The sequence below is a fragment of the Oceanobacillus sp. FSL W8-0428 genome (genome assembly GCF_038004405.1).
In the GTDB taxonomy this organism is placed as follows: domain Bacteria; phylum Bacillota; class Bacilli; order Bacillales; family Amphibacillaceae; genus Oceanobacillus; species Oceanobacillus sojae.
The window spans coordinates 4,866,963-4,888,284 of record NZ_JBBORB010000001.1 but is presented as its reverse complement, the minus strand read 5'-3'; the positions used below and the strand labels follow the sequence as shown (position 1 = coordinate 4,888,284).

Below are 21,322 nucleotides of genomic sequence, written 5' to 3'. Positions count from 1 at the left end.
GATATCCAGCCTCTTTTCAACGATTTATTCCTCTGTTGCTTTTTTTTGAGCATCCTCTTTTAGTAAAGCTTTAATTTCTTTGAGTTCTTTATCCATCGCTTCCAGCTTTAAATCAGTCGGCGTGGGCTGATTTTCACGATTTGCTTCTTCTACATTATTTACGATTACCCCAACGAATAAATTAATAATGACAAATGCACCAATAAGGATAAAAGAAATAAAATAGATTAAAGCTATGCTGGTTTCTTCTAAAATAGGATACATCACGCCTGTTGCCCAGGAATCAAGCGTGATAAGCTGAAATAAGGTCAACAAGGTCCGGTGAAGCGATCCAAAATGATCAGGAGCAATGGATTGAAACAACATGGTACCGATAACAGCATAGATGTAAAAGAAAATGGCAAGCAAGATCATAATATTTCCCATTGAAGGAATTGTTAACAGAAGTGCATTCACCATTTTTCTTAATGATGGAATAATGGAAATGGCACGGAGTACCCGGAGTATTCTGAAAATACGCAAGACAATTACATAATTAGAACCGACAAATAGAATGCTGGCTGCTACAATAACAAAATCAAATACATTCCAGGGATTTTTAAAAAAATGAGCAAGTGAATAGCTGCCAATAATCCGGATCATAATTTCTACCATAAAAATAATAAGGAGCACAGCATCTATCCAATACAAAGACGCTGCATAGCGCTGATTAATTGCCGGATATGTTTCTAATCCAACAATAATAGCATTCAGTAAAATAAGACCGATAATGATATCTGTAAATATTTTATTTTCTGCGATGGCAGCACATCTATTTTGAAAAGCTTTCCATGTCATTAACGTGTGTCCTTTCTTTAGTACGTATCATTTTTTAAAGAATATTCACATAAATTGAAGTGTCTCAAATAATAGATTCTATTAATCAATGCAAAGACATACCCGTTGTTTATTGTACTAATTTTTAATTGGTTTGTCATTTTGAACTGTGTGATTTCATATGAGAAAATAACCCTCTTAAAAACAATTCAATATATTGGATTAAAGCTGAAGTTTCATGGTACGCTAATAAAAAAGAAATCAAAATATAGGAGGGGCTATCATGTATCGAAGATTAAATGATTTTTTAACAGAATGGTCACAGTCTGCTGATGGAACCAAAGCGGTATTGAAAGCTTTAGAAGATGAAAAACTGGATCAATCTATTGAAGAAGGACATAACAGTCTCGGCTGGCTAGGCTGGCATTTAGTGAACAGTCCTGTATTTTTCATGAGCTTAGTAGGCGTTAATCTCGAGTCTCCTTACGACCCTGATCAAAATCCGGCAAAAGCAAATGAAATTCTGGCAGCATATGAGGATATTTCAAAACGTGTTGTAGAGAAAGCAAAAGAACAACTGTCAGATGAGGCTTTAGTAAATGAAACCGGTGATTTTGGCGGACCTGCTCCGAAAGGAAGTATTCTGCGGATGCTGGTCAGTCATCAGATTCATCACCGCGGTCAAATGACAGTTTTACTTAGACAAGCTGGCTTGAAGGTACCGGGAGTCATGGGGCCGACAAAAGAGGAACAGGAGTAAAGAACGGAGGAATATAAATGACATTATCTTTTTACTGGTATCCCAAGTGCGGTACCTGCCGAAATGCGAAAAAATGGCTGGATGAAAATCAAATCGATTATAAAGCAATTCATATAGTAGAGGAGCCTCCAAGTGAAACCCAAATTCTGGAATTGATGGAGACAAGCGATTTGCCTGCAAAGAAGTTTTTTAATACTAGTGGTAAAAAGTATCGTGAGCTTCACTTAAAGGAAAAAATAAATGATTTATCACCTCAGGAAATGGCAGAGATTTTAGCTTCTGATGGTATGTTAATAAAAAGGCCAATCCTGACAGATGGAAAGAAAGTGACTGCCGGTTTTAATGAAGAAACCTATGAATCTGTTTGGAAGTAAGGTAGGGCTAGAATTTAAACCCGCTTCAATGTATAGTTAAAGAGAAATAATGATGATTTTGGAGGGATACGAAATGAGCTTGCCAGAGGATTATTTATATTCAAAAGAACATGAATGGGTAAAGAAAGAGGATGGAAAAGTTCGTATTGGGATTACAGACTTCGCACAAGATGAGCTTGGAGATATTGTCTTTGTGGAGTTACCGGAAGTCGGTGATTCTTTAGAGCTTGATGAGCCATTTGGAAGTGTAGAATCAGTTAAAACCGTATCCGAGCTATATGCTCCTGTAAGCGGAAAAGTTGTAGAAGTAAATGAAGAGCTGGAAGACAGTCCTGAGCTTGTAAATGAATCACCATACGAAAAAGCATGGATGATCGTTATTGAGGTTGAGGATGATAATGATCTAAGTGAATTATTAGATGCAGAAGCATACCAGGAATTTATAGAAGAATAATGTAATTACCTTACGCGCCTATTTTAGAGAATATTCATCTGAAGTTTTCAAAAGGGCTCTAAAAAAGGGTGAAAAGAGCTGACTTTTCCACATTCGTGTATAGTTAGCTCTTTTCTTTTCATATAATATAGAAAAAGCATATTAGTTGCGATAAGGAGTGCAAGACGATGATGGAAGATGATTACAGTAAAGTTATAATCGTTGAAGGGTTATCTGATAAAAAACATATTGAAAAAATTCTTGACGATAATACCATCACCATTGTTTGTACAAATGGAACCATAGGCGTAGAAAGATTTGAGGAACTGTTGGAATATTATCATTTGGATGATACTGATGTATTTATTCTTGTGGACGAGGATGAATCCGGAATGAAACTTCGAAAGCAGCTGGCAAGAGAATTGCCGCATGCAGAGCATATTTATGTAAGCAGTGAATTCAGAGAAGTTGCAGCTACTCCAATGAAGACATTGGCAAGTATTCTGGCTGGCAAGCGAATCGGAATAGACCTCAATTATCTTGCAAAATAATAAGTTTACACGTTAAAATAAAAATAGATTTTATTCATCAAGGAATTTATTGCAAAGGCTAATATTTCTTCTGATATTCATGAAGAGGAGAAAGATTGAGGGGAATCAACTTGAAACAGTTTAATGAAGCAGAAGTAAGTCATCATCGGCTCATATTATATATTTATACACCATTTTGCGGGACGTGTACGGTAGCACGGGCAATGCTTGAGAATGTGGAAAAAATGCACAAGGAGGATATTTTTTCAGAAATGAATGCTTCCATGCATCCGGAGTTTATGCAGCAGCACAAAATAGAAAGTGTCCCCTGTCTCGTTTTTATGGAAGACGGAGAAGCTGTGGAGAAAGTGTACACATTTAAATCTACAGCAAATATTTATCAGTATTTAATGAGGTATAAACCAGAGCTGTTCACAGCATTAAATAACTAAGCTTTGGAATTTAATGAATAATCACCTTGAACCTTAGTGAGACTGTAGAAAATATGAATGGCAATCTTTGAATCGCATGATAATATGCTGACACTTCATTAATAAAATATGAAAACTCTTATCTGGAGCGGGGAAGAGGTTTGCCTTTTAAAATCGAAGCAGCCTTCAATAATTTAAAAGGTAATTTCTTTAAATAAAATGATGTTATTACAACGTGCCCAGAAGATAAAAAAATGTTGAATAAATTAGTTGGGTACTGTAAATTCAAGATTTTATTATCAATAACTATGAAGGTATCACTGTTATGGCGCCAATCAGCGCATAATAACGAGCATTTTAGAAGAATATTAAGGATATAAGACTTTAGCTATTCGTGAGGAACGATTATCATAAATTATCCGAAAATATAAGTTTAAATCAATTTTGTGCGGGAATCATACCTGTGTTAGCATATTTATTGTGTTAAACAAACCGAAAGGATGATTTATTATTACCACTGAGAATGGTTTAAGCTACACTTCGGAAATGGAAAAAGCTATTGGACAATCGAGAGGCGTCAATTACCAAGAATATGACAGAAGTCTGGAAAAGAAATTAAAAGTAGAAGAACAAAGAGAAAAAGAATATCAAAATGCGAAAATGATCTCATCAGGAGTAGAACTCAGACGTTTGAAATAAAGATAATAAAGAAGTTGGTGTCAAAGGGCATCAGCTTTTTTATATGAAACAAACTTTTGGAAGCAGAAGGAAGCCGAGTGGAATATAATAGGTATTTTTTACTGTGTTTTTACAGAAGAAAGTAATCTATTTTTCGGTTTTTTCAGATGAAAAATAAAGAGAACAGAAATTTCCGCAAGCAGGCTGAAAAAGGGTTTTTAAATACTCCTTTAACGGTATATTTTGACGCGTCTTATAGACGGATAATAACAGTTGCGAATTAATTTGAAATGCTTTAAGATTGTAATGAGAATAAATTGAGAATGAATATATTATTCATTTCATTTAAAATAAAGTTTTGGAGGTATGATTTATGTCAGGCTCAGTATTAGAAATTAAGAATCTTCATGTATCTATTGAAGACAAAGAGATATTAAAAGGGGTAGACCTAACGGTTAAAGGTGGAGAATTCCATGCAATCATGGGACCAAACGGTACAGGTAAATCCACATTGGCATCTGCAATCATGGGACATCCTAAATACGAAGTAACAGAGGGAACTATCACACTTGATGGGGAAGATGTATTAGAAATGGAAGTAGATGAACGTGCCCGCGCTGGTCTATTTTTAGCAATGCAATACCCAAGTGAAATTAGTGGTGTAACAACTTCTGACTTCCTTCGTTCTGCAATCAATGCAAAACGTGAAGAAGGCGATGAAATTCCATTGATGAAGTTTATCAAAGAACTTGACAAAGATTTAGACTATCTTGATATAGATCAAAATATGGCAACACGTTACCTTAATGAAGGCTTCTCCGGCGGAGAGAAAAAACGTAACGAAATTCTGCAATTAATGCAATTAAAGCCAGATATCGCTATCCTTGATGAAATTGATTCAGGACTTGATATCGACGCACTGAAAGTAGTATCAAAAGGAATCAACAAAATGCGTTCTGATAACTTTGGATGCTTAATTATTACTCACTACCAACGTCTATTAAACTACATTACACCCGACTTTGTTCACGTAATGATGCAGGGCCGTGTTGTAAAATCAGGCGGACCTGAGCTTGCAAAACGCCTTGAAGCAGAAGGCTATGAGTGGATTAAAGAAGAATTAGGAATTGAAGACGAAGAAACTGCAGAACAAAACGCGTAATGTAAGGAGGGGTAATCATGACTGTAGAAACAAAGCTTCCATTCAATCAAGAATATATTCAAGCATTTTCCAAAGATCGCAATGAACCGGGCTGGATGGCTACGCTTCGTTCAAAAGCATTGGAAATGGCTGATTCATTAGACATGCCAAAACCGGATAAAACAAAAATTTCGAACTGGAATTTTACAGACTTCCAGCATTCTTATAAAGAAGCAGCTACAATTGCTTCTCTTGATGAACTGCCTGAAGAGCTGAAAGCATACTTTGATAAAGATGCCAGCATGGAGAACTTATATATTCAACGTAATCAAACTGCGGCATATAACAGTCTTGCACAGGATCTTCAGGATAAAGGCGTTATTTTCACAGATATTTTCACAGCAATTAATGAGCATAGTGAGCTGGTAGAAAAATATTATATGAATGATGCTGTTGCAGTAGATCAGAACCGTTTGACAGCACTTCATGCTGCACTTATGAACGGTGGGGTATTTGTATACGTTCCTAAGAATGTACAAATAGAAGATCCGCTTCAAGCAATCTTCTGGCAGGAGGACACAGACAGTGCACTGTTAAATCATGTGCTTGTTGTAGCAGAAGAAGGAAGCTCTGTGACTTATGTAGAGAACTATATTTCTCATAATGATACAGAAGAGACTGTTGCCAACCTTGTAACAGAAGTATTTGCACATGATAACGCACAGATTGCTTATGGTGCAGTAGATAACTTTGCGGCAGGTACGACAACATATGTTAATCGTCGCGGAGTAGCTCAACGTGATGCACAAATCAACTGGGCGCTTGGTCAAATGAATGACGGAAATACAATTTCTGAAAATATCACTTACCTGTTAGGGGATAATTCAAATTCAGAAGCAAAAGCTGTTTCGGTTGGACGAGGGAAACAAACACAGAACTTCACATCAAGTATCCGCCAGTTTGGAAAACAAACAGACGCGTATATTTTACAGCGTGGTGTTATGAAGGGTGCAGCGACCACTATTTTTAACGCTATCGGTAAAATTGAGCATGGCGGTACTAAATCGAACTCTGAGCAAGAATCTCGCGTATTAATGCTAAGTGAAAAATCTCGCGGAGATGCCAACCCGATCCTTCTAATTGATGAAGATGACGTAACAGCAGGTCACGCTGCTTCTGTAGGCCGTGTTGACCCATTGCAGATGTATTACCTTATGAGCAGAGGGCTGGAGCAGGAAGAAGCAGAACGATTAGTTATTCATGGTTTCTTAGCACCTGTAGTATCTCAAATTCCAATTGAGTCTGTGCGTAAACAATTAACACAAGTGATTGAAAGGAAAGTTTATTAATGGATGTAAAAGCCATTAAAGAACAATTTCCAATTCTTCAACAGGAAGTGAACGGGCATCCCTTAGTATATTTGGATTCTTCCGCAACCTCACAAAAGCCGGTTCAGGTTATCGAAGCGGTGAGTGATTATTATAGATATAATAATTCCAATGTTCACCGTGGGGTGCATACCCTTGGGTCAAGAGCGACTGATCAGTATGAGGGAGCACGTGAAAAGGTTCGGGAATTTATTAATGCGAAGAGCACAAAAGAAATTATCTTTAACCGGGGCACAACAGCAGGGCTGAACCTGGTAGCATCAAGCTACGCAAGAGCCAATGTCGGCCCGGATGATGAGATAGTGATCACTCCAATGGAGCATCACAGTAATTTGATTCCCTGGCAGCAGGCTGCTAAAGTAACTGGAGCTCGCTTAGTGTATCTGCCGTTACAAGAAGACGGTACAATTTCACTTGATGATGTTAAGAATACAGTAAATGAAAAGACAAAAATCGTTGCAATAACGCATGTTTCCAATGTTCTTGGAACGATTAATCCAATAAAAGAGATCACGGAAATTGCCCATCAGCACCAAGCTGTAATGGTTGTAGATGGAGCACAGGGAGCTCCGCACATCAAGGTGGATGTGCAGGATATAGATTGTGATTTTTATGCTTTTTCAGGTCATAAAATGTGTGCACCGACTGGTATTGGTGCTCTTTATGGCAAGCAGGAGCTTTTAGAAAGTATGGAGCCGATTGAATTTGGCGGAGAGATGATTGATTTTGTGAATCTATATGATTCTACATGGAAGGAGCTGCCTTGGAAATTCGAAGGCGGTACACCTATCATTGCTGGAGCAATTGGGCTTGCAGCAGCAATCGATTTTCTAAATGAAGTCGGTCAGGATGAAATACTGGCTCATGAGACAGAGCTGGCAGCCTATGCGCTGGAGCAAATGCAAACAATCGATGGTATTCAAATTTATGGACCTCGGAAACGGGCAGGGCTGGTGACCTTTAATCTGGATGACGTACATCCGCATGATACTGCGACAGTTCTTGATGCGGAAGGAATCGCTGTCCGGGCCGGTCATCATTGTGCACAGCCTTTAATGAAATGGCTGGATGTGGTTGCAACCGCCAGAGCCAGTTTCTATCTCTATAACACGAAAGAGGATATTGATCTTTTAGTTGCAGGGCTGTTAAAGACAAAGGAGTATTTTGGGAATGGCTTTGAATAACCTCGATACACTTTATAGACAAGTTATTATGGATCATTATAAAAATCCGCGCAACAAAGGAACACTTGAAAAGGATTCTGTGACAGTGGATATGAATAATCCGACCTGCGGTGACCGTATTCAATTGCAGTTAGATATCCAGAATGGGATTGTAAAGGATGCGAAATTCCAGGGAGAAGGATGTTCCATCAGTATGGCATCCGCATCCATGATGACACAGGCGATTAAGGGACTGGAAGTAGAAACGGCACTAAAAATGTCAGAAATGTTCTCTAAAATGATGTTAGGTGAAGATATCGATTCAGAGGATATGGGCGACATCGAGGCACTTCAGGGAGTTTCCCAATTTCCTGCAAGGATTAAATGTGCAACACTTGCATGGAAAGCGATGGAAAAGGGAGTGCACGACGAATAAGACAGAAGTTTTTATTCTGTCAGAGGGAGGTTATTAACAATGGCAAAAAATATGCCGGAAATTGAAGAGTATAAATATGGATTTCATGATAAAGACGTATCTATTTTCCGTACAGAAAAAGGATTAACGCCAAATATTGTTAAAGAAATTTCGAAAATGAAGGAAGAACCACAGTGGATGCTTGACTACCGTCTAAAGGCATTAGATCATTTCTACAAGCGTCCAATGCCGCAATGGGGCGGGGACCTTTCAGGTTTAGACTTCGACGAAATTGTTTATTATGTAAAACCTTCTGAAAAGCAAGGTAGAACTTGGGATGAGGTGCCTGAAGAAATCAAACAGACTTTTGATAAATTAGGTATTCCTGAAGCAGAACAAAAATATCTTGCAGGTGTATCTGCACAATATGAATCAGAAGTAGTTTACCACAGTTTGAAGGAAGACCTTCAGGAACTTGGTATTGTATTTAAAGATACAGACACTGCACTGAAAGAAAATGAAGAACTATTTAAAGAATACTTTGGAACAGTTATTCCTTATTCTGATAATAAATTCGCTGCATTAAACTCTGCAGTATGGTCTGGCGGTTCATTTATTTATGTACCAAAAGGCGTAAAAGCAACAACGCCATTACAAGCTTATTTCCGTATTAACTCTGAAAATATGGGACAGTTTGAGCGTACGCTTATCATTGTTGATGAAGAAGCATCTGTACACTATGTAGAAGGCTGTACAGCACCAGTTTACACAACAAACTCTCTTCACAGTGCTGTTGTAGAAATTATTGTTAAGAAAGACGGCTACTGCCGTTATACGACAATCCAAAACTGGGCAAACAATGTGTATAACCTTGTTACAAAACGTGCAGTTTGTGATGCGAATGCAACGATGGAATGGATTGATGGAAACATTGGTTCCAAGCTGACGATGAAATATCCAGCTATCCTTCTAAAAGGAGAAGGTGCACGCGGAAATACGCTTTCTATCGCTTTAGCAGGAAAAGGACAGTTGCAGGATGCTGGTGCAAAAATGCATCACCTGGCGCCAAATACGTCTTCAACAATTGTTTCTAAATCCATCTCTAAACAGGGCGGTAAAGTATCTTACCGCGGTTTAGTACACTTTGGACGTAAAGCGGACGGAGCCCGTGCTAATATTGAGTGTGATACACTTATTATGGATAATGAGTCGACTTCCGATACCATTCCATACAATGAAATTCTTAACGACAATATTTCTTTAGAGCACGAAGCAAAAGTTTCCAAAGTATCTGAGGAACAGCTTTTCTATCTGATGAGCCGCGGTTTATCAGAGGAAGAAGCGACAGAAATGATTGTTATGGGCTTCATTGAACCATTTACAAAAGAACTTCCAATGGAATATGCTGTTGAGATGAACAGATTGATCAGCTTCGAAATGGAAGGATCAATCGGATAAAAAATTGTAAAAGCTAAAATAAAAAATGACTGCCAGGTTCTATGCGGCAGTCATTTTTTATTACCAAACAAATAAAATAAAATGATATTTATACATTTTAGACACATAATCTATTTTGTAAAATATAAAAAATAACATAGTATTCAGTATTTTAATTATCTATTATTATCATTTATTAGTTGTTTGAAATACATATAAGCTTCATTCATACCAAATAATGCAGTATTCAACCTCTTTTTTCTTCCATTTGCAGCATAAATAATGATAGGCTAATTAAAAGACCTTATGATAGAGTCAGGAAAATAACAGGAGGAATCTAGGAATGAAAAAAATTTTATTAGCACTATTCATATTTTTATTTGCAGGTGTGTTGACCGCATGCGGTGGAGATGAAGATGCAGCAGAAACTGAAGATACAGCAGATGAAGCTGCAACAGAAGAAGAGACAGCGGGCGAAACCGATAATGAAGAAGAGAACGGCGAAGGAAAAGGCGGTTTCTTATGGAAGGTGGAATCTGGTGATACAGAAATGTATTTGCAGGGAACGATTCACTTAGGAAACGATGATTTCTATCCATTAGATCCGGCTATTGAAGAAGCGTTTGATAGTGCAGATGTTGTTCTGCCTGAATTTAATTTACTGGAAGAAACGCCTTCACAGCAAGAAATATTAGAATATGCTACATATGTAGATGACAGTACACTGGAAGAAGAACTGCCGGAAGAAACATATGAGGAGCTTGCATCTATTTTTGAAGAGAATGGATTGGATTTAGAAACAATGAACGATTTTCAGCCATGGTTCGTGGAGATGATGCTGCTTGAACTTGTGACCATGACGAGTGACGTCGACTCACAATCTGCTGTCGATCTATATTTTCTTGAAAAAGCAACAGAGGAAGGGAAAGAAATTGTTTCTTTAGAAAGTGCGGAAGAACAATTTGAGGTGCTTAGCGGTTATTCCATGGAAACCCAAATACAGACATTGGAACTAGCAGTTGAGGGTTATGATGAGGCTGCTGAAGAGATGGAAGGGCTGGCTGATGCATGGCTTGAGGGAAATATCGAAGCAATGGAAACGATGTCCGATGGTTATGAAGAAGCAGGCATTAATGATGAATATATGGAAGAGTTGAATGATAAACGGAATATTGATATGGCAAACAGCTTGGATGAAATTTTACAGGAAGACAGCGGTCAGGTTTATTTTGTCTTTGTGGGGACGGCTCATTTCACCGTTGATCCAAGTATTATAACGGAGCTTGAAGACAAAGGCTATGAAGTAGAGCATGTTTATTAAATCAGATCTAAAATATTCAAAAATCTCGTAAGTATTCGCAGACTTACGAGGTTTTTCTATAATAAAACGAAATTATAGAACGTTTTTAACTGAAGCGGAAATGATAAAGCAAAAAATTATAGAGATATTTTAAAAAGTCATAAAATGTACATTTGAACTCCCTTGCATCTTCATTTAAGATTTAACTATATATAGTAATGTTTTTATCTTGTTATACTATATATAGTTTTGGGTAAGTTAAATAGAAATACATTGAAAACATGAAGAAATGAATGGATGGAGAAGAATAGGGAGGCATAGAAAATGGTAGAAATAAAAGAAGCCCCTGCAAGCACAAATATAGATTTAATGCAGGATTTTAAGGATATTGTATCCAGCTCTAATCAGGATTTAATCCAGGAGAATGCAAATGTTGACGGAAAATCACCGTGCGGACAAATGAACAAATTTGCCAGTGAGAGCGCTAAATTTTATGCAAAACAAAATATGCTGCGTCCGGAAGCAAGGCAGGCAATGGAGGATAACTATATTCATATTCATGATTTAGATTACATGCCTACAGGAACAGCGACCTGCTGTCAAATCCCTTTGGGAAAATTATTGAAAAAAGGATTCAACACAGGGCATGGACATATGCGATCCCCGCAAAGCATTATGAGTGCGATGGCATTAGCGGCAATTGTTTTTCAAAGCAACCAAAATCAGCAGCATGGTGGTCAGAGTTTTCAAGCATTTGATTATGATTTGGCTCCCTATGTGAAGAAATCCTATGAAAAACGGCTTCATAAATTACAGCAATATCAGCTTCCCCTTGATCAAAAGGAACTGGAGAAATTAGCTTGGAATGAAACAGAGCAGGAATGTTACCAGGCGTGTGAAGCATTCATACATAATTTGAACAGCCTCCATTCCAGAAGCGGCGGTCAGGTTCCATTCACGTCTATTAATTACGGGACAGATACAGGCAGGGAGGGGAGGCTGATTATAAAAAATCTGCTTTTAGCTACACAATCAGGATTAGGAAAAGGAGAGACCCCTATTTTTCCAATTCAAATTTTTAAAATGAAAAAAGGGGTTAATTTTTACAAAGGCGATCCAAATCATGACTTGTATCAGTTAGCTCTCGAAACAACGGCAAAACGGCTTTTCCCAAATTTCAGCTTTATTGATGCACCGTTTAACTTAGCTTATTATGAAGAAGGGAATCCTGATTCAGAAGTAGCTTATATGGGCTGCCGTACACGTATTATGGCAAATCGGCATGGAGAGGAAAACAGTGTAGGACGTGGAAATATTTCGTTCACCAGTATTAATCTAGTAAAAATAGCTCTTACAACTTCAACCATGGAAGCATTTATGCAGAAATTAGAGGATTATGCAGAAATCGTTATTCGTCAATTATATGAACGGTATTTATTTCAGACGAATAAACTTGTGAATAATTTCACTTTCTTGCATGGAGAAGGTGTCTGGACAGGCAGTGATGAGCTTAACTCTGGAGATAGATTAGAAAAAGTGCTGAAGCAGGGAAGCTTGAGCGTTGGTTTTATTGGTCTGGCAGAGTGTTTAAAAGTATTGATAGGCAAGCATCATGGAGAATCAGAGCAGGCACAGGAGCTGGGGGAAGAGATTGTTTCCTTCTTACGGAAGAAATGTGATGAGGCTTCGGAATGTTATGATTTGAATTATTCGCTGATTGCAACACCTGCAGAAGGCTTAAGCGGCCGTTTTACGAAACAGGATCAAAAGGATTTTGGAAGGATAGAAGGAGTTACAGACAGAGATTATTATACGAACTCTTTCCATATTCCTGTATACTACCCAATCCGTGCTGTGGAGAAAATAAAACGGGAAGCAGTATATCACCCATATACAAATGCCGGCCATATCACTTATATCGAAGTGGATGGAGATATCAGCAAAAATGTAAAAGCAATCGATACACTTGTAAAAACGATGGCTGAGAGCGGAATCGGGTATGGCAGTATCAATCATCCAGTCGATCGCTGCAAAAGCTGTGGCTATACAGGAATGATTGATAATGAATGTCCAGCTTGCGGGATAACCGATGAAAGGCAATTTGACCGGATTCGGCGTATTACCGGCTATCTGGTAGGAACAATGGATAAATGGAATACTGCTAAGGCATCTGAAGAGCATGACAGAGTGAGGCATGTCTAATGGAAACGGCGAGAGTATTGTCTATCTATCATGATTCTGTTGTCGATGGGGAAGGACTGCGTACGGTTATATTCTTTGCCGGCTGCCCTCATTACTGCAAAGGATGTCATAATCCAAGGTCATGGAATTTGCGAAATGGCAATGAAATAAGTGTACAGCAGATTGTTGAGGAAGCTTTGAACCCTTTAACAGATATTACATTAAGCGGCGGAGATCCATTTTACCAGGCGGAAGCTGCGGCAAATGTTGCCAGACAATTGAAAGCACATGGTAAAAACATATGGGCATATACGGGCTGGACAATAGAACAACTGCTTGAAAATAAAAATTCGCATCAGCTGGAGCTTCTCAAATATGTAGATGTACTGGTGGATGGTCCATTTATTTTAGCTGAACGGGATTTAACTCTATCGTTTCGCGGGAGTCGGAATCAGCGGATTATTGAAATGAAGAATATATTAGAGTGATATAGCAAGAAAAAACTGATCTGAGATAAATAACGTCCAGATCAGTTTTTAATTGGCTGAAAATGATAAGCCCAACTGGATACAATGAAAACCTACATAGGGTTTCTCAAGTTGCGATGTTTCCTTTTGCGTAATTTTACAAGCTTTAAAGAAAAAATAAGTATATAATTACTTTCATAGCAGCAGAGTAAGTAAGTTGATTTATTTTGAGAGTCCAAAAGAATGTGAAGATATTGTAAAGAATCCATCTTACCTGCAGTGAACAGGTTTCAATCTAATAAAAAAAGGTAATAGCTCAAAATAGAGAAAAATAGTTTAATTTGCTAAAATACGTTAAAAATAGGGATGAGATTTGATGATGCATGTAGAATTAGTAATAACAGCATCAGATAACTAAAAAACGAACAGGCAGGGAGCTATGGAGATGGAAGCATATCAGAAAAAGACAGCAGACGTTCTCGAATCAGTCAATTCTTCGCAGAAGGGTTTATCAAACAAAGAAGCAAAGGCAAGGCTTGAAAAATATGGATATAATGAAATAGAGGATAAAGAAAAAGTTCCGACATGGAAGCTTTTCCTGGAGACCTTTAAAGATCCAATGGTTATTGTTCTGTTAGCGGCTGCCGTAGTGCAAATTCTAATTGGAGAATGGGTAGAGTCTCTTATTATTTTTCTTGTACTGTTAATCAATTCTGTGATCAGCGTAGTACAGACTAGAAAAGCAGAAAGCTCACTGGAAGCATTGCGGGATATGTCCGCACCGGAAGCCAAAATTATGCGGGATAGTACAGAAAAAACGATTGCTGCAAAGGAGCTTGTTCCCGGAGATATCGTCTACCTGGAGGCAGGAGATTATGTTCCTGCTGATGGACGTGTGATAGAGATCGGTTCTTTACGGGTAAATGAGGGAATGCTTACCGGCGAATCGGAGGCTGTAGAAAAGCATACCGAAGTGATTGGAGAAGAAGCTGCTTTAGGAGACCGCCTGAATATGGTGTACAGCAGCTCCTTAGTTGTTTATGGACGGGGTACTTTTGTTGTTACCGGAACAGGAAGTAAAACAGAGGTTGGTAAAATCGCCGATATGCTTTCCACAGCAGAGCAAAAGGAAACACCATTGCAGCAGAAATTAAACAGTTTCAGCAAGAAGCTTGGTGTCGGTATCCTTATTTTATGTATTGCCATTTTTGCTGTTCAGGCAGCACGCATCTGGTTCGGTGACAGCGATGCTGATACAGCAACGGCATTATTAAATGCCTTGATGTTCTCCGTTGCAATTGCTGTTGCAGCTATTCCCGAGGCACTACAATCTATTGTTACCATTGTTTTATCCGTTGGTACGAATAAAATGGCAAAACAGCATGCAATTATTCGTAAGCTTCCGGCTGTGGAGACACTTGGTTCGACACGTATTATCTGTACGGACAAAACAGGCACATTAACACAAAATAAAATGACAGTCACGGATGATTTTTTACCGTTTCATAAAAATGAGCGTTTACCTGAAAACCCCAATGATTGGGGGGAATCTGAGAAATTACTTGTTTATATTGCAGCACTTTGTAATGATTCCTATATTAATCAGGATGAACAGGAGATTGGAGATCCGACAGAAGTTGCGTTAATTCAATTTGCGGATAAACATGCTCACAGCTATCAGGAATTACGAAAAAAATATCCAAGAGAAGCAGAGCTCCCGTTTGATTCAGACCGTAAGCTGATGTCCACCGTACATCATATTGATGGGGAAAGACTGTTATTTGTTAAGGGCGGGCCGGATGTCATGTTCCATAGAGCCGGTTATGTGCTGTTGGATGAAGAAGAACAGCCGTTGACAGATGATTTGCTTGAGCGCTTTGAGGGAGCAAATGAAGACTTCTCCAATCAGGCATTGCGTGTACTTGCTTATGGTTATAAACGTTTGTCAGAAGATCAGACGGAGATTACTTATGAAGATGAGAAGGATTTTGTATTAGTCGGTTTAACGGCAATGATGGATCCGCCAAGAGAGGCTGTATATGGATCTATTGAAGAAGCCAAATCAGCAGGAATCCGGACAATCATGATTACAGGAGACCATAAAACGACAGCACAGGCAATCGGCAGAGATATCGGTCTGATGGGAGATAATGATATTGCCATTACAGGAAGAGAGCTCGATAAGATGTCAGATCAGGAATTAGAGGCCAAGCTTGAGCAAATTTCTGTTTATGCCCGGGTATCACCTGAAAATAAAATAAGAATTGTACGCGCCTGGCAGCAAAGAGGTGCGGTAACGGCAATGACAGGTGATGGAGTGAATGATGCTCCTGCTTTAAAACAGGCAGATATCGGCATTGCCATGGGAAGCGGTACAGATGTATCCAAAGATTCCTCTGCAATGATTCTGACAGATGATAATTTTGTTTCTATTGTTAATGCTGTTCAGGTTGGAAGGACCGTATTTGATAATATAAAAAAAGCAATCGGCTATTTATTTGCAGGAAACTTAGGCGCAATCATTGCTATTCTGTATGCTGTTATCTTTAATCTGCCAAATCCATTTACTGCCTTACAGCTCTTGTTTATAAACTTAGTAAATGATTCACTGCCTGCGATTGCACTCGGAGTAGAGAAATCTGAAGCAGGTGTTATGAAGCGGAAGCCGCGTCCGGTTAATGAAGGGATCTTTGCCGGTGGTACCCTGCAGACTGTTTTAACAAGGGGAATTTTAATTGCAGCTGCTGTTATTATTTCCTTCTATATCGGCCTGTCTCATTCAAATGAAATGGGAGTAGCGATGGCATTTACTACATTAATTATGTCACGTACGCTGCAGACCTTTGCAGCACGTTCGAATACGCAGACATCGGTTAAATTAGGCTTTTTCTCGAATAAATATGTAATTGGAGCTGTAGTATTAGGGTTTGTTTTATACTGCATTACCCTGCTGCCATTTGCCAGAGAGGTATTTAATATCCCTCCTGAATTTGGTTTAACAGAATGGGGAATCGCCACTGGTTTAGCTGTAGCCGGAGTAATTTGTATGGAAATTGCGAAAGTGTTTTTTAAAAAACCTTCAAAAGCTGAATAGATGATAAAGACCTTCTACATTATACCGTTTTAATGCGGGGTAGAAGGTCTTTATAATTATGAAGGCTGGTATGAATCCGTTTTACAGAATGGAAATATATCAAAAAGGAATTGGAAAACAAGCAATTTACAGGTATAGTAAATAATATTAATAAATCAGCTGCTTAAAATAAACTAAGAAAAAATTACATATTTGATAATTGAAAACTGCCAGTGGGAGGAGAAATGAACCGCAGATATAATGAATAAGAAATAGTGGTAATAGAAAGAAAGGGGCATACATAAAGCATGGCGTTTATTAGTGACTTCATTATTTATATAATTATGGCATGTGCCGTTATAGGTGCATTTGCAGCGATAAAAAATGCGGAGACAGGGCTTGGAAGAGAATTTATGGAAGGTTTTTATGTGATTGGCCAGATATTTGTTCCATGCGCTGGAATTATGGCTTCCATCCCCTACTTATCGCAGTTTATTTCCACGGTAATCGGCCCTTTTCTTAATCAATTTGGAATTGACTCTGCCATTGCAGCAACCTCCATGATTGCTGTGGATATGGGAGGCTATCAATTAGCGGACGTATTGGCTGAAACAAGGGAATCATGGATTATCGCCATGGTTATCGGTTATTTTTTAGGACCGACGCTTACGTTTTTGATACCGGTCGGACTAGCCCTTGTTAACAAAAAGGATTATAAATATATGGCCTTGGGTGTGATGGCTGGAATTTTAACCATCCCGGCAGGAATTCTGGTATCTTGTTTATTTATTGCCATTTCCAAACCGGAAATCAGAGAGGCTGTTTCAACGAATGCACCGTCTTTATACCCGTTATTGTTAAGCTTTTCGGAAATTCTAATTACAATGGTTCCGCTGATTATCTTTGTTCTTCTTTTGGCAATAGGCTTAAGACTGTATCCAGATAAGATGATCAAAGGCTTTTTAATTTACGGGAAACTTTTAGATACAGGTATTAAATTAGTTTTGGTGTTTTCCATTGTGGAGCACTTTACAGGCTTTTTCAGCTTTGTGTTTGGCGGCTGGGGATTCGATCCTATCATCGCAGATTCAGAGGATACCTTTAGAGCTCTAGAGGTCGCCGGCTATATCGGCATCATGCTTGCCGGCTCATTCCCGTTTATTTATTTGTTCAGAAATCTATTTGCAAAACCGCTTCAAAAGCTGGCAAAAGCTTTGGGGATGCAGGAAATCGGAAGCATGGGTCTGGTAGCATCCGTAGCAAATACATTGGCGATGTTCCATATGGTGAAGGACATGCCTGCCAAGGATAAGGTAATAAATATTGCATTCTCTGTCTGTATCGCTACTGTATTTGGTGATCATTTATCATTTACAGCCAATTTCCAGCCCAATTTAATTTTGCCGATTATGCTGGGGAAAATTGTGGCAGCTTTCCTTTCTGTTTATCTGGCATTTAAATTATCTGTTCCAAAGGCTGTTCAGCTAGAGAAAGAGGATGAACAGTAAGCGGAAAGTGAATAATTTTTTCAGGTGAAAACTAGTTTGTTTTTCGTGCTAATGTAAAGTTCCCGTTAATTTTTTGCGCAATCAGTAATTAAAAGTCCGGCTTCATGATATACTTAATTACTTAGAAAAAAATGAGGGCGGAGCATGTTAATGGATAAAGATTATTTTCAGATAAAGCAGGAGCAGGCAAAAGGGTATTTTCAAGCCTTGCAAGCTCAAATACAGCAAGAGGACTTTGCTTCAAACTTGATAGAGACGCTTCATAATTATCAACAGACGAAAAAGAGAAACTGGATAAATATCGATAATTGGAAGCATCAGCCGGGCAAAACATTTATTTCCCAGCTTACAAAAACGGGTCAGCTTGATTCCTATTTGGAGCGTAGTATTTCATATATCTATTTTCGCGACCTTGGCAGAGATATTACTTCGGAAGCAATGCAGAAAAGAATAGCTGTTGTTACAGAAGGTGTTAAAAATTATTTGAATAGTAAGGAACAGCAAGTACCTTTCCATGTTACAGAGCTGTATCAAATGGCAGAAAAAGAATCATTGGAAGAGGTTTTCTTTTGGGTATCCGATAGACTGAAGCATGTTTCAGCAATACTTCCTGATGGATTAGATAAAAATGAAGCGAAAAGAAAAATAATGAAAATTATAGCCGGGATCGTCATGCATGAATTTGAAGAATTGGATGACGAGCTGTCCAAAGAAACAAGAAGGAAGCTGTTAGATCAGGCTGTTCGTACAGGCTATTATTATGGTTTGACATATCCATTGATTGATGATGTTCTCGATGCGGATATGTTAACAGCAGCTGAGAAGAAGTCCTTTGCTTATTTTATCCGGCAAACATTATTAACAGGGGAAGTGCTTCCAGTAAAAGCGGATGACTGGCAGAATAAGCATTGGGATTTCATTTCTACAGTGCACGAGGAACTGTCAGAAGCATTTCATTATTTAAAGTCATGTCAGCCGGAAGAAAATAGACAGATTTTCCTGGAAAATGCTTATTTATTTTTCGAAGCACAGGAACTGGACCGGCAAAAGCGGTTAGATAATAACAATTATACAAATGAAGAACTGTATACATCCGTTATTTTAAAATCAGCTTCCTCAAGGCTGATTATCCGTTCTTTTAAACCTTTTTCAGAGGTCGAAAATATAGAAACAAATATGTTTTATTATGGGATATATAACCAGCTTGCTGATGATTTAACAGATTTAGAGGAAGATCTTGCAAATAATAATGTAACGCCATACACGTATTTTGTTACGTATAGTAAACAGGATACAGGCTTAATAAATCCCTTTGCCATGTATTGGTCCGTTATTTATTACTTTATCCATACGCTTTATCCGGGAAAGACAGAGATAAGAGATATTATTTTGGACCGGGCGATTAATGGTCTGAAGCGTCTGAAGGCAAGATTAGGAAAAGAACGTTATCAGGCTTTCAAAGAGCAATTTTCCTTTAATGCGGATTTTGACAAAGCTTTAGAAAAAATAGTAAACCGCAGTCACAATGTGGCATTCTTTGATAAATGGATTCGCGATCAATTTTTAGATACATTAAAACAAAATAAGCAATTAAAGATACAGTTCGTATCTAAAATGAAAGATATAAAAGAACAACTTGAAGAGCACCTTACCTTTGAATCGAAGGGAAATGCATTAAAAGAAGCAGCAAACTACAGCCTGTCAGGCAATGCCAAGCGTTTACGCCCGATTATGACATGGATCATGGCAAAGGAAGGGCTTCAGCTTCCCGATAATTTAATCTTGCCATTAGCAAAATCAGTAGAATTTATGCATACAGCCTCCCTAATTTTTGATGATTTGCCATCCCAGGATAATGCTTCTGCAAGAAGGGGTAAGCAGACATTACATGAAAAGTATAACCATGCAACAGCTGAACTGACCGGGCTCTGGTTAACACAGCGTGCAGTAGAGGAACAGGCTGTTATCAAGCATCAAGATCCCAATCGGCTTTTGGAGCTTATTGCTTACTCCACCCGGACAACGCAAAAAATGTGTCAGGGCCAATTCTTTGATCTGCATGCTAAAGGAAGCTCCTTAGCACTCAGCGAGTTAAGGCAATTATCGGTTTATAAGACCAGCCTCGGATTTGAAGCAGCGCTGATGATGCCGCTTATTATTGCCGGAGAGTCCGATGAGCGTAAGCAGGCCGTTAAGGAGTTAGCTTATCACGCGGGGATTGCCTTTCAAATTAAGGATGATTTATTGGATATAACAGGTGATGCGAAGCTGTTAGGTAAACATCCAGGCCAGGATCAACGGAACAATAGCTCGACCTTTGTTTCTATTCTGGGAAAAGAAGAGGCGCAGAAGGAAATGTGGAAACACTACCTGGAAGCGAGAAAAGAATTAGCAAAGCTTCCGGACATTCCCTTCTTTTATCAGCTGTTAGACTATTTGATATTACGTGATCATTGATTTTGATAGTTTAAGTAAATCCGGTTAAATATCACATTCTGTTTTATACTTATCACTAGTACATTTAATAATTGGTATTTTTATAGACTGGTAAAGATGTTCAATCTCTCCTTACCAGTCTAAATTTCATTACAAGCCAAATTCCCTTGGGTAGTCATCACGATTCATTGTATATATGATTTCTCCTGCCATATCTTCAAAATCGTCTGCATAGTTAGTTTGTTTAACAAAATTAGCGTTGCTTTCATCATCTTTATCCTCAAAAATAACATAATGGTTGGCTCCATCAACTTCCACTCGATAGTATCTGGTAGAATTCATAACTCCAGCTACATTTTGATTGATTTCAAATGTTTCTTCATTGCCGCTTTCATCAGTAATTGTTAAGATTTTTTCTTCGGAAAAGTGAAGCATTACATTTTCGCCTGTATCAGAAAGCGCATACCAATCACCGGCGTACTTATCTGATGGTTTACAGCTTGCTAATAGAATAAGCCCAAATAAAATGATTACTGTCTTGCTTAATTTACTTGTCATATGTAAATTTACCCCCTTATAAGAAATGCCGTTGATTAGCCTCTCTTTAATTATAAGTAATGCATTAATCTGAAACAAGGAAATATAGAGATAAAACTATTATATATAATCATTACTTGAATTTTTAAGATTCAGTAGTGCTTCCCATTGAGAATTCGGGATAATATCTTATTTAGAAAAGAAGAGAGGGATATGGATTAGAGCAATCCATTTTGAACAATTATGATTTAGAT

General features: G+C 38.2%; 18 protein-coding genes. 16 read left to right on the top strand and 2 right to left on the bottom strand.

Annotation, left to right across the window (positions count from 1 at the left end; translation table 11 throughout):
- Positions 1–24: 24 nt before the first annotated feature.
- Positions 25–837, bottom strand: a complete 813-nt coding sequence (locus MKY30_RS23500) for an ion transporter (RefSeq protein ID WP_341085554.1) — start codon at positions 835–837, stop codon at positions 25–27.
- 262 nt (positions 838–1,099) lie between these two features.
- On the opposite strand from MKY30_RS23500, the gene MKY30_RS23495 reads away from it, so the two are divergent.
- From MKY30_RS23495 to MKY30_RS23420, 16 genes are all read left to right on the top strand, one after another.
- Entirely contained in the window at positions 1,100–1,576 is a 477-nt protein-coding gene (locus MKY30_RS23495; protein WP_156984831.1) for a DinB family protein, read from the top strand.
- Between the two features lie 17 nt (positions 1,577–1,593).
- Complete coding sequence (locus tag MKY30_RS23490; protein WP_156984830.1) at positions 1,594–1,950, top strand: Spx/MgsR family RNA polymerase-binding regulatory protein; 357 nt, start codon at positions 1,594–1,596, stop codon at positions 1,948–1,950.
- Positions 1,951–2,023: 73 nt separating this feature from the next.
- Complete coding sequence (gene gcvH / locus MKY30_RS23485; RefSeq protein WP_156984829.1) at positions 2,024–2,404, top strand: glycine cleavage system protein GcvH; 381 nt, start codon at positions 2,024–2,026, stop codon at positions 2,402–2,404.
- A gap of 170 nt (positions 2,405–2,574) precedes the next feature.
- On the top strand, positions 2,575–2,934 hold the full coding sequence (locus MKY30_RS23480) for a toprim domain-containing protein (protein WP_371863292.1): 360 nt from the start codon (positions 2,575–2,577) through the stop codon (positions 2,932–2,934).
- Positions 2,935–3,044: 110 nt separating this feature from the next.
- On the top strand, positions 3,045–3,365 hold the full coding sequence (locus MKY30_RS23475) for a thioredoxin family protein (protein ID WP_147210343.1): 321 nt from the start codon (positions 3,045–3,047) through the stop codon (positions 3,363–3,365).
- Between the two features lie 1,030 nt (positions 3,366–4,395).
- Positions 4,396–5,184, top strand: a complete 789-nt coding sequence (sufC, locus tag MKY30_RS23470; RefSeq protein WP_077602046.1) for a Fe-S cluster assembly ATPase SufC — start codon at positions 4,396–4,398, stop codon at positions 5,182–5,184.
- A 17-nt stretch (positions 5,185–5,201) separates the two neighbouring features.
- Positions 5,202–6,512, top strand: coding sequence for a Fe-S cluster assembly protein SufD (sufD, locus tag MKY30_RS23465; protein ID WP_341085551.1), 1,311 nt, complete (start codon positions 5,202–5,204; stop codon positions 6,510–6,512).
- Positions 6,512–7,735 (top strand): cysteine desulfurase, encoded by a 1,224-nt coding sequence (locus tag MKY30_RS23460; RefSeq protein WP_339282575.1) that lies wholly within the window; start codon positions 6,512–6,514, stop codon positions 7,733–7,735. Before sufD ends, MKY30_RS23460 begins: the two co-directional genes overlap by 1 nt.
- Complete coding sequence (gene sufU / locus MKY30_RS23455) at positions 7,722–8,150, top strand: Fe-S cluster assembly sulfur transfer protein SufU (RefSeq protein WP_147210346.1); 429 nt, start codon at positions 7,722–7,724, stop codon at positions 8,148–8,150. The genes MKY30_RS23460 and sufU overlap by 14 nt, the downstream gene beginning before the upstream one ends.
- A gap of 39 nt (positions 8,151–8,189) precedes the next feature.
- Complete coding sequence (gene sufB, locus MKY30_RS23450; RefSeq protein WP_339282574.1) at positions 8,190–9,587, top strand: Fe-S cluster assembly protein SufB; 1,398 nt, start codon at positions 8,190–8,192, stop codon at positions 9,585–9,587.
- A 322-nt stretch (positions 9,588–9,909) separates the two neighbouring features.
- A complete protein-coding gene (locus MKY30_RS23445; RefSeq protein ID WP_341085548.1) occupies positions 9,910–10,887 on the top strand; it encodes a TraB/GumN family protein in 978 nt (325 codons plus the stop codon).
- Positions 10,888–11,190: 303 nt separating this feature from the next.
- Positions 11,191–13,068 carry an anaerobic ribonucleoside triphosphate reductase gene (locus MKY30_RS23440; RefSeq protein ID WP_341085546.1) on the top strand — a complete coding sequence of 626 codons (1,878 nt, stop codon included), beginning with the start codon at positions 11,191–11,193 and terminating at the stop codon, positions 13,066–13,068.
- Positions 13,068–13,535, top strand: coding sequence for an anaerobic ribonucleoside-triphosphate reductase activating protein (gene nrdG / locus MKY30_RS23435; protein WP_147211684.1), 468 nt, complete (start codon positions 13,068–13,070; stop codon positions 13,533–13,535). Before MKY30_RS23440 ends, nrdG begins: the two co-directional genes overlap by 1 nt.
- Positions 13,536–13,959: 424 nt before the next feature.
- On the top strand, positions 13,960–16,608 hold the full coding sequence (locus tag MKY30_RS23430) for a cation-translocating P-type ATPase (protein WP_341085544.1): 2,649 nt from the start codon (positions 13,960–13,962) through the stop codon (positions 16,606–16,608).
- A 287-nt stretch (positions 16,609–16,895) separates the two neighbouring features.
- A complete protein-coding gene (gene eutH, locus MKY30_RS23425) occupies positions 16,896–18,095 on the top strand; it encodes an ethanolamine utilization protein EutH (RefSeq protein WP_147211682.1) in 1,200 nt (399 codons plus the stop codon).
- A 144-nt stretch (positions 18,096–18,239) separates the two neighbouring features.
- Complete coding sequence (locus MKY30_RS23420) at positions 18,240–20,552, top strand: polyprenyl synthetase family protein (protein ID WP_341085542.1); 2,313 nt, start codon at positions 18,240–18,242, stop codon at positions 20,550–20,552.
- Between the two features lie 129 nt (positions 20,553–20,681).
- On the opposite strand, the gene MKY30_RS23415 is transcribed toward MKY30_RS23420, so the two are convergent.
- A complete protein-coding gene (locus tag MKY30_RS23415; RefSeq protein WP_147211681.1) occupies positions 20,682–21,089 on the bottom strand; it encodes a hypothetical protein in 408 nt (135 codons plus the stop codon).
- Positions 21,090–21,322 lie beyond the last annotated feature (233 nt).

Coding starts and splice junctions, on each gene's coding strand:
- MKY30_RS23500 (WP_341085554.1), bottom strand. CDS start 837: ATGACATGGAAAGCTTTTCAAAATAGATGTGCTGCCATCGCAGAAAAT.
- MKY30_RS23495 (WP_156984831.1), top strand. CDS start 1,100: ATGTATCGAAGATTAAATGATTTTTTAACAGAATGGTCACAGTCTGCT.
- MKY30_RS23490 (WP_156984830.1), top strand. CDS start 1,594: ATGACATTATCTTTTTACTGGTATCCCAAGTGCGGTACCTGCCGAAAT.
- gcvH (WP_156984829.1), top strand. CDS start 2,024: ATGAGCTTGCCAGAGGATTATTTATATTCAAAAGAACATGAATGGGTA.
- MKY30_RS23480 (WP_371863292.1), top strand. CDS start 2,575: ATGGAAGATGATTACAGTAAAGTTATAATCGTTGAAGGGTTATCTGAT.
- sufC (WP_077602046.1), top strand. CDS start 4,396: ATGTCAGGCTCAGTATTAGAAATTAAGAATCTTCATGTATCTATTGAA.
- sufD (WP_341085551.1), top strand. CDS start 5,202: ATGACTGTAGAAACAAAGCTTCCATTCAATCAAGAATATATTCAAGCA.
- MKY30_RS23460 (WP_339282575.1), top strand. CDS start 6,512: ATGGATGTAAAAGCCATTAAAGAACAATTTCCAATTCTTCAACAGGAA.
- sufU (WP_147210346.1), top strand. CDS start 7,722: ATGGCTTTGAATAACCTCGATACACTTTATAGACAAGTTATTATGGAT.
- sufB (WP_339282574.1), top strand. CDS start 8,190: ATGGCAAAAAATATGCCGGAAATTGAAGAGTATAAATATGGATTTCAT.
- MKY30_RS23445 (WP_341085548.1), top strand. CDS start 9,910: ATGAAAAAAATTTTATTAGCACTATTCATATTTTTATTTGCAGGTGTG.
- MKY30_RS23440 (WP_341085546.1), top strand. CDS start 11,191: ATGGTAGAAATAAAAGAAGCCCCTGCAAGCACAAATATAGATTTAATG.
- nrdG (WP_147211684.1), top strand. CDS start 13,068: ATGGAAACGGCGAGAGTATTGTCTATCTATCATGATTCTGTTGTCGAT.
- MKY30_RS23430 (WP_341085544.1), top strand. CDS start 13,960: ATGGAAGCATATCAGAAAAAGACAGCAGACGTTCTCGAATCAGTCAAT.
- eutH (WP_147211682.1), top strand. CDS start 16,896: ATGGCGTTTATTAGTGACTTCATTATTTATATAATTATGGCATGTGCC.
- MKY30_RS23420 (WP_341085542.1), top strand. CDS start 18,240: ATGTTAATGGATAAAGATTATTTTCAGATAAAGCAGGAGCAGGCAAAA.
- MKY30_RS23415 (WP_147211681.1), bottom strand. CDS start 21,089: ATGACAAGTAAATTAAGCAAGACAGTAATCATTTTATTTGGGCTTATT.